Source organism: Floccifex porci (genome assembly GCF_009696175.1).
Lineage (GTDB): Bacteria > Bacillota_I > Bacilli_A > Erysipelotrichales > Erysipelotrichaceae > Floccifex > Floccifex porci.
Genome location: NZ_VUMM01000006.1, coordinates 82,323 through 88,964, shown reverse-complemented (window position 1 = coordinate 88,964; position 6,642 = coordinate 82,323). Strand labels below are relative to the sequence as shown.

Genomic DNA, 6,642 nt, shown 5'->3' with positions numbered 1-6,642 from the left:
CAAGATGAGATCTCCCATTCGCAAGAAGTAAGACCCCTTAAAGACGATAAGGTAGATAGGCCGGAGATGGAAGCGTAGCGATACGTGGAGTTGACCGGTACTAATCGGTCGAGGACTTAATCAGGAATATGTCTTGAAGATGTTGTTTGGTTTTGAGGGATCGAACCTCAAAGACCCGGTGGCGATAGCGAAGTGGAAACACCTGAAATCATTCCGAACTCAGAAGTTAAGCACTTCAGCGGCGAAAATAGTTGGGCCTGCCCCTGCGAACATAGCACGCTGCCGGATTTTTTTATGCTTCCTTCTGGAAGTCTTTTTTTTATTTCTTTTTTTTCTGTAAGATGATAGAATCTTATACGTATGGAGAATAAGATATGAATAGAATTGGATTTGACAATCAGAAATATTTAGAACTGCAATCAAAGAGAATCATGGAAAGAATTTCTCAGTTTGGAGATAAACTTTATCTGGAATTTGGTGGGAAACTTTTTGATGACTATCATGCATCTCGTGTTTTACCTGGATTTGCACCAGATTCTAAACTTCAGATGCTTCTTCAGATTAAAGAAGAAGCTGAAATTGTATTTGCGATCAACGCAAGTCATATTAATTCTAATAAAATTCGTCAGGATTTAAATATTACTTATCAGGAAGATGTAATCCGTCTGATCAATGAATTCAGGAGAATTGGATTATATGTCAGCAGTGTTGTGATTACTCAGTATTCCTCTTCTAAGTTGATTACACAATTTCAGAATAAATTAAAAAAGATGAATATTAATGTATATCATCACTATACAATTGAAGGATATCCTACAGATTCAAAAAGAATTATTTCAAAAGATGGATTTGGAAAAAATGACTTTATTGAAACGACTCGACCTTTGGTCGTTGTAACCGCTCCAGGACCTGGAAGTGGTAAAATGGCTACTTGTCTTTCTCAGCTTTATCATGAAAATATAAGAGGAGTTCGTGCCGGTTATGCCAAATATGAAACGTTTCCTATCTGGAATCTGCCATTGGATCATCCCAGCAATCTGGCTTATGAAGCAGCTACAGCGGATTTAAACGATGTGAATATGATCGATCCATATCATTTAAGTGCCTATAATAAAATTACGGTAAATTATAATCGGGATATAGAAATATTCCCTGTTTTAAAAAATATATTTGAAGAAATATATGGAACATGCCCATATGCCTCTCCAACGGATATGGGAGTTAATATGATTGGTTCTGCAATTGTGGATGATGAAGTTATACAGAAGGCTGGTAAACAGGAAATCATTCGTCGATATTTTAACACTTTTAATCGATATTATAATGAATTATGTGATATTAATGAGTTAAACAAACAGGAATTGATCTTAAAAAAAGCCAATCTGGTTTTAGAAGATCGTAAATGTGTTAAAAAAGCACGTGAAGCGCAAAAACATTATAAAGTTTATAGTGGAGCCATTGATTGTTTAGATGGTACAATTGTGACAGGTCGTACAACGGAACTAATGGGTGCCTGCAGTTCGGTTCTGATCAACACATTAAAATATTTAGCTCAAATTGATCAGAATGTACATATTATTGAAACAAAATTAATTGAACCTATTCAGAATTTAAAAACGGAATATTTAGGAAGCTGCAATCCTCGTCTTCACGCCAATGAAATTTTAATTGCCTTATGCATCAGTGCACAAACCAATGAAAATGCGAAAAAAGCTTTAGCCTGTTTAAATCAATTAAAAGGATTACAGGCTCATATTACCTGTGATCTGTCCAATGTAGATTTAAATACGTATTCTCAATTGGGAATTCAGGTAACATATGAATCAAGTAAAAAGTAGGAGGTACTAATATGGCAAAACCAATACCCGCATCAGGAGCCGGAGCCGTTCGTTTAATTTTAAAAAATAAAGAAGATTTTCATTTTGATTTAAGAAAAAAAGAAATGGATGGAAAAAAAGAAAGCTATTTATATGATGTATTTTATGTAAATGCGACAGGTACTTTAAATATAGCTCTTGAAGAAAATGAAATAAAAATTGCTGCATTAAATTTAGGATTGGGAAAGGTCATTACACTTTCTAATGATGAAAATCTAAAGAAATTGTGTCGTTATGTATTAGAAAAATCATGAGAGTTTCTTTACATGTAATTGTGGATCAGGAAGATGAGGCAATTGTGGAAATCGTAAAAGAAGAAATCAATCATCTTTGCAGCGCCTTCACTTTTTCACCCAGTCGTCCTCAGCCTTCCTTAAGAAATTGTTTAGAATTTTATGGAAGTGCAACATTGGATTCAAATGAAATTGAATCCTTACTGTCTCAGTTGAATAATGACTGGGATGGAGATATGGACGATTGTTGTGCTTATGGATTCAATACAAAAATGTTTCATCCCAATGTATATTATTTACAGTTTCAGATACTATAAAAAAGAAGGATGTCCTTCTTTTTTATAGTTTTCGGTATTGTCCAGTATGACATTGAATATTCAGAATGGATGTATGTTTTAATTCCAGCAGCTGATCCATTTCTTCAATTACAGAATCGTAATTTCCTCTGGTATGATGGACCAGTACATAATCCACTTCTTTTATTTTTCCCTTGGCCTGCACACAGAATTCACGGACTGGACTTGCCAGAGAAAAGACCCAGATAGGGGTACAGATCGTGACATGTTGAAACTTTTCTAAATTGATATTCAATTCTTCGATTTTCATTGGCCAGCGATGCATGCCAAAACGTCCACACCACCAGAAACCTAATGTACCTTCCGTAAGCTCTTTTGCCTTAATTTCATAGATTTGTGCTTTTTTCTGACTGGCAAGAATATAAGCCTGTTTTTTCACATAACCCATTCTTGAAAAATAAACCACTAAATGTGAACTTTCTGTCTGAATTCCTAGATAATCTTCTATATGGAAAGAAAAAGTTTCCTGTTTATAGAAGATCCATGTCATATAACCGGTAATGGCCTGACAGAATCCAAAAATAAAATAGCTGGTTGACATAAAGTTAAAAGGGAAGATCACAAACTGAATACAGATCCATAACATAAGAGTGATTCCAAAAATACCACCAAGTACGATTCCACTTTTCTTCTTTAAAATAAGAAGAATGGAAGCGGTAATATTTGTGATCCCATTTACAATCAGTAAAGCAATTCCAGGAAATATATAATTCTGATATAGATAATTAGATAATGGTAAAACCTGAAAATAAGGTAGCATGGTATCCATTCCCATAGCTTTTCCAGTAGGATCCAGAAGCATTCCACTTGAACCAGCTAAAGCACCAATCCCAATAAATAAGGTCCAGAATAAAAGAAAGTTTCTGGCTATTTTATATCTTGAATGTTTCATTGTATTCCTTCCTTTTCTACCATTTTATAGAAGCTGGTATTTTTATATACATAATTAATCTATGAAAATGTGTTCAAATTAAAGAAAAAACGACATTTGTCGTTTCAGGTTCTTAATTTTTTAAATATTTCTGGAATGGTATCTATGCATTCATCTGGAAGACAACAGGCTGCATCCAGATTGGGAACACTCTGATTGTGAATATATGTGGCGCAGACTACAGCTTTTTCATAATCGTTGGTTTGTCCACATAGACCTGTCACAATTCCACAAAGAATATCTCCACTGCCTCCTTTGGCTAAGGCGCTGTTTGGCTGATTCAATAAATAAATTTTATCTTTATAGCCAATAATAGAAAGACTGGATTTCAAAACCAGTATACAGTTTGGATGGTTTCTGCAGAAATCTTTCACAATTTCAAATGGATTGGAAAGAATTTGAGAAATAGAAGCATCACATAAATAAGTCATTTCTTTAATATGTGGCAGTAAAATAGTTGTTTCTTTTCGATTGAGCCATTCTTTATGATCTTTACACGCCCATAAAGCATCTGCATCTAAAATAACGGTTTTATCAGAATGTAAAACGTGCTGTACCATTTGAATGGTACTTTTATTTAAAGACATGCCATTGCCAATTGAAATAAGAGAATAAGGTTGTAAATCAGGAACAATTCCTTCTTTAAAATAACCATTTTCACAAGGCATTACTTTATTCATCGCAAAGCTGATTTTACTGGCAAAAATTGGATAAATGCATTCAGGAATCATACAGGTAAGTGTTCCAATGCCACTTCGATAACAGGCTTTTGCGCTATAGTACAAAGCTCCATGCATTGATTGGCTTCCACCAATCATTAAAGCTTTTTTATAAGTTCCTTTATGAGAATGGGAAGGACGAGGCGGTAAATATTGTTTTACCAGAGTTTCATTGATCATAAAATTTGAATGCAGATCGTGAGGAATTCCAATATCCACACTGATGCATTTTTTAGAAGCGGTAAGTCCATCATTGATAAACAGTCCTTCTTTGTAACAATCCAGTGCAATCGTTAAATCAGAGACAATATGACAATTCATACTTTTTCCGGTAGTAGCATGAATTCCACTTGGAATATCAATGGAAATCACATAAGAACCACTCTGATTGATGGTTTCAATCACATTTTGATAATATCCGGTGATATCTCTGGACAAACCATTGCCAAATAAACAGTCAATACAAATATCAAAATGTTTTAAATCGTTTATGTCGGTTACGATTTCCAGATCAAAACAGGATAAAGAATCCCATTGAATCTTTTCATCTTTTGACATTTTTTCGATTTTAGGAATTAAAAGGGAAGGATAAATGTTTTCTTTGATCAGATTGCGTGCAATGGCCAGTCCATCTCCTCCATTGTTTCCAGGGCCACATGCAATGCAGATTTTTTTCTGATTCATACAAATATGATTTTTTATTTCTCTGATGGATTCAATGGCTGCATGTTCCATTAAAATCAAAGAAGGAATTTTATATTCTTCAATGGTTTTATGATCAAGCAAACGGGCTGTTTGACCTGTCTGTAAGTATTCTATCTTTTTCATGTATACTATTATATCATTTCTTTTTTAGAAATTGTGTTATAATACAAAAATAGGAGATAGTAAAAATGAAAAGATCATCGAATGTAAAAAAATCCATCATTTTAAGTGGCTTAGTTGGAACAGGTGGATTGTTTATAGCGAAATTAATTGGTATTGTTTATGCAATTCCTTTTTCATCCATATTAGGAAATGAAGCCTATATGGGAATTTATGGACAGGCATATAATATATATTCTTATGTTTTAACGGTTTTTACCGCAGGCTTTCCTTTTGCGATTGCGACATTAGTGGCTCGATACAGTGTATTAAAAGATGCGAAATCCATTTTGTCTGTTAAAAAATTATCTTTAGCCTTTCTATCTATAACAGGTTTTTCGGGAATGCTTCTACTGATGCTTCTGGCAGGTAAGATTGCTCCAATTATGGTAGAAGAAAACATTGATATTATGGTCAATACATTAAGAATACTGGCAATTGCAGTATTCTTAGTGCCAGTTTTATCGGCATTCAGAGGTTTTTATCAGGGATTGAAAGAAATGGAAGAATACGCGATTTCACAGGCATTTGAGCAGATTTTTAGAGTATTATTCCTTTTAGCTGGATCCTGTATTGCGGTATATGCCTTAGGTTTAGATCGAAAGTATGCTTTATATATCTCCGTATTATCGACATCTATAGCGGCTATTGCTGGAATTGTTCAGATTTATCAGTTTGATCGAAAACATATAGGAGAAATCGAATCGCTTGCTTTGAATCAAAAAGACAAAGCAGTGGATAATAAAAAAATATTTAAAGATTTTGTTTCGATTTCTATACCTTATTTATTGTCATCTATTTTAGGGTACAGTCAGCAGATATACAATGCGATTTTATTGCCAATAGGACTTCGTCTGCATAATTATGAATCTAAAGTAATTACAACTATCATTTCTTCAACCACTTATGTTGGAGTTAAGATTACAGCGATTCCTATGATTTTAGCACCTGGATTTGCAGCAGCCATCATACCTCATATTACGGAAGCTCTAACAAAAAAAGATTATAAGCTGATTCGTAAAAACATTATAGACTGTATTAATATTATTTTATATATTGGTATACCTGTCTGTTTCTGTATCTTTTTATACGCAAAACCAATAAATTATACATTGTTTTATAATGAAGATCTGAAACTGGCTTCTTATGTACTGGCATGGCTTTCATTAGAAGCTTTTCTGGGAACATTGGCTCCTGTTGTGACAAATTTAATGATGGCTTTGGAATTAAGAAAAAATTATTTTAAAAGGCTGATCATTTCAACCATTATAAAAGGAATTTTAATTGTTCCTATGATCTATATTTTTGGATTTGCAGGATCTGTATTAAGTTCTGTGATTGGAGATGGATATTTGATATTGTCAAATTTACAGGAAGTTAAAAAAGTATTTAAAGTAAAATTCAGGAAAGTAACCTGGGTTCTGATTCGTGTTCTGATTTCAATTGTGTTTATGGGACTGACTTCTTTTATCCTGAATAAGATTGGAATTGGCGGAACTGAAAGTGGAAAAATGATCAGTTTTGTATGGATGTGTATCAATGGACTGATCAGTGTACTTGTCTTTGCTGGAGTCAGCATATTCTTAAATGTGCCAAAAGTGGTATTTCATATGGATGTTGTAAAGTTTGTAAAGACGAAATTGAGAAGAGGAAATGCGTAAT

Annotated in this window: 6 protein-coding genes and 2 rRNA genes; 6 read left to right on the top strand and 2 right to left on the bottom strand. The window is 33.6% G+C overall.

What is annotated here, in order from left to right; genetic code table 11:
- The 5 genes from FYJ50_RS04825 to FYJ50_RS04805 all read left to right on the top strand — a co-directional run.
- Positions 1-124 (top strand): 23S ribosomal RNA (locus tag FYJ50_RS04825); the annotation flags it as partial.
- Between the two features lie 50 nt (positions 125-174).
- Positions 175-288: ribosomal RNA gene (gene rrf, locus FYJ50_RS04820) — 5S ribosomal RNA — on the top strand.
- 86 nt (positions 289-374) lie between these two features.
- On the top strand, positions 375-1,838 hold the full coding sequence (locus tag FYJ50_RS04815) for a DUF1846 domain-containing protein (RefSeq protein ID WP_154459958.1): 1,464 nt from the start codon (positions 375-377) through the stop codon (positions 1,836-1,838).
- A gap of 11 nt (positions 1,839-1,849) precedes the next feature.
- Complete coding sequence (locus FYJ50_RS04810; RefSeq protein WP_154459957.1) at positions 1,850-2,131, top strand: hypothetical protein; 282 nt, start codon at positions 1,850-1,852, stop codon at positions 2,129-2,131.
- Positions 2,128-2,427: a hypothetical protein gene (locus FYJ50_RS04805; RefSeq protein WP_154459956.1), complete on the top strand. Its 300-nt coding sequence runs from the start codon at positions 2,128-2,130 to the stop codon at positions 2,425-2,427. The genes FYJ50_RS04810 and FYJ50_RS04805 overlap by 4 nt, the downstream gene beginning before the upstream one ends.
- 22 nt (positions 2,428-2,449) lie before the next feature.
- Here FYJ50_RS04805 and FYJ50_RS04800 read toward each other — a convergent pair whose 3' ends face one another.
- Positions 2,450-3,358 carry an NADPH-dependent FMN reductase family protein gene (locus FYJ50_RS04800; protein WP_154459955.1) on the bottom strand — a complete coding sequence of 303 codons (909 nt, stop codon included), beginning with the start codon at positions 3,356-3,358 and terminating at the stop codon, positions 2,450-2,452.
- Between the two features lie 104 nt (positions 3,359-3,462).
- On the bottom strand, positions 3,463-4,944 hold the full coding sequence (locus FYJ50_RS04795) for an NAD(P)H-hydrate dehydratase (protein WP_154459954.1): 1,482 nt from the start codon (positions 4,942-4,944) through the stop codon (positions 3,463-3,465).
- A 65-nt stretch (positions 4,945-5,009) separates the two neighbouring features.
- Between FYJ50_RS04795 and FYJ50_RS04790 the strand changes: the two genes are divergently transcribed.
- Positions 5,010-6,641: an oligosaccharide flippase family protein gene (locus FYJ50_RS04790; protein ID WP_154459953.1), complete on the top strand. Its 1,632-nt coding sequence runs from the start codon at positions 5,010-5,012 to the stop codon at positions 6,639-6,641.
- Position 6,642 lies beyond the last annotated feature (1 nt).

Coding starts and splice junctions, on each gene's coding strand:
- FYJ50_RS04805 (WP_154459956.1), top strand. CDS start 2,128: ATGAGAGTTTCTTTACATGTAATTGTGGATCAGGAAGATGAGGCAATT.
- FYJ50_RS04815 (WP_154459958.1), top strand. CDS start 375: ATGAATAGAATTGGATTTGACAATCAGAAATATTTAGAACTGCAATCA.
- FYJ50_RS04790 (WP_154459953.1), top strand. CDS start 5,010: ATGAAAAGATCATCGAATGTAAAAAAATCCATCATTTTAAGTGGCTTA.
- FYJ50_RS04800 (WP_154459955.1), bottom strand. CDS start 3,358: ATGAAACATTCAAGATATAAAATAGCCAGAAACTTTCTTTTATTCTGG.
- FYJ50_RS04795 (WP_154459954.1), bottom strand. CDS start 4,944: ATGAAAAAGATAGAATACTTACAGACAGGTCAAACAGCCCGTTTGCTT.
- FYJ50_RS04810 (WP_154459957.1), top strand. CDS start 1,850: ATGGCAAAACCAATACCCGCATCAGGAGCCGGAGCCGTTCGTTTAATT.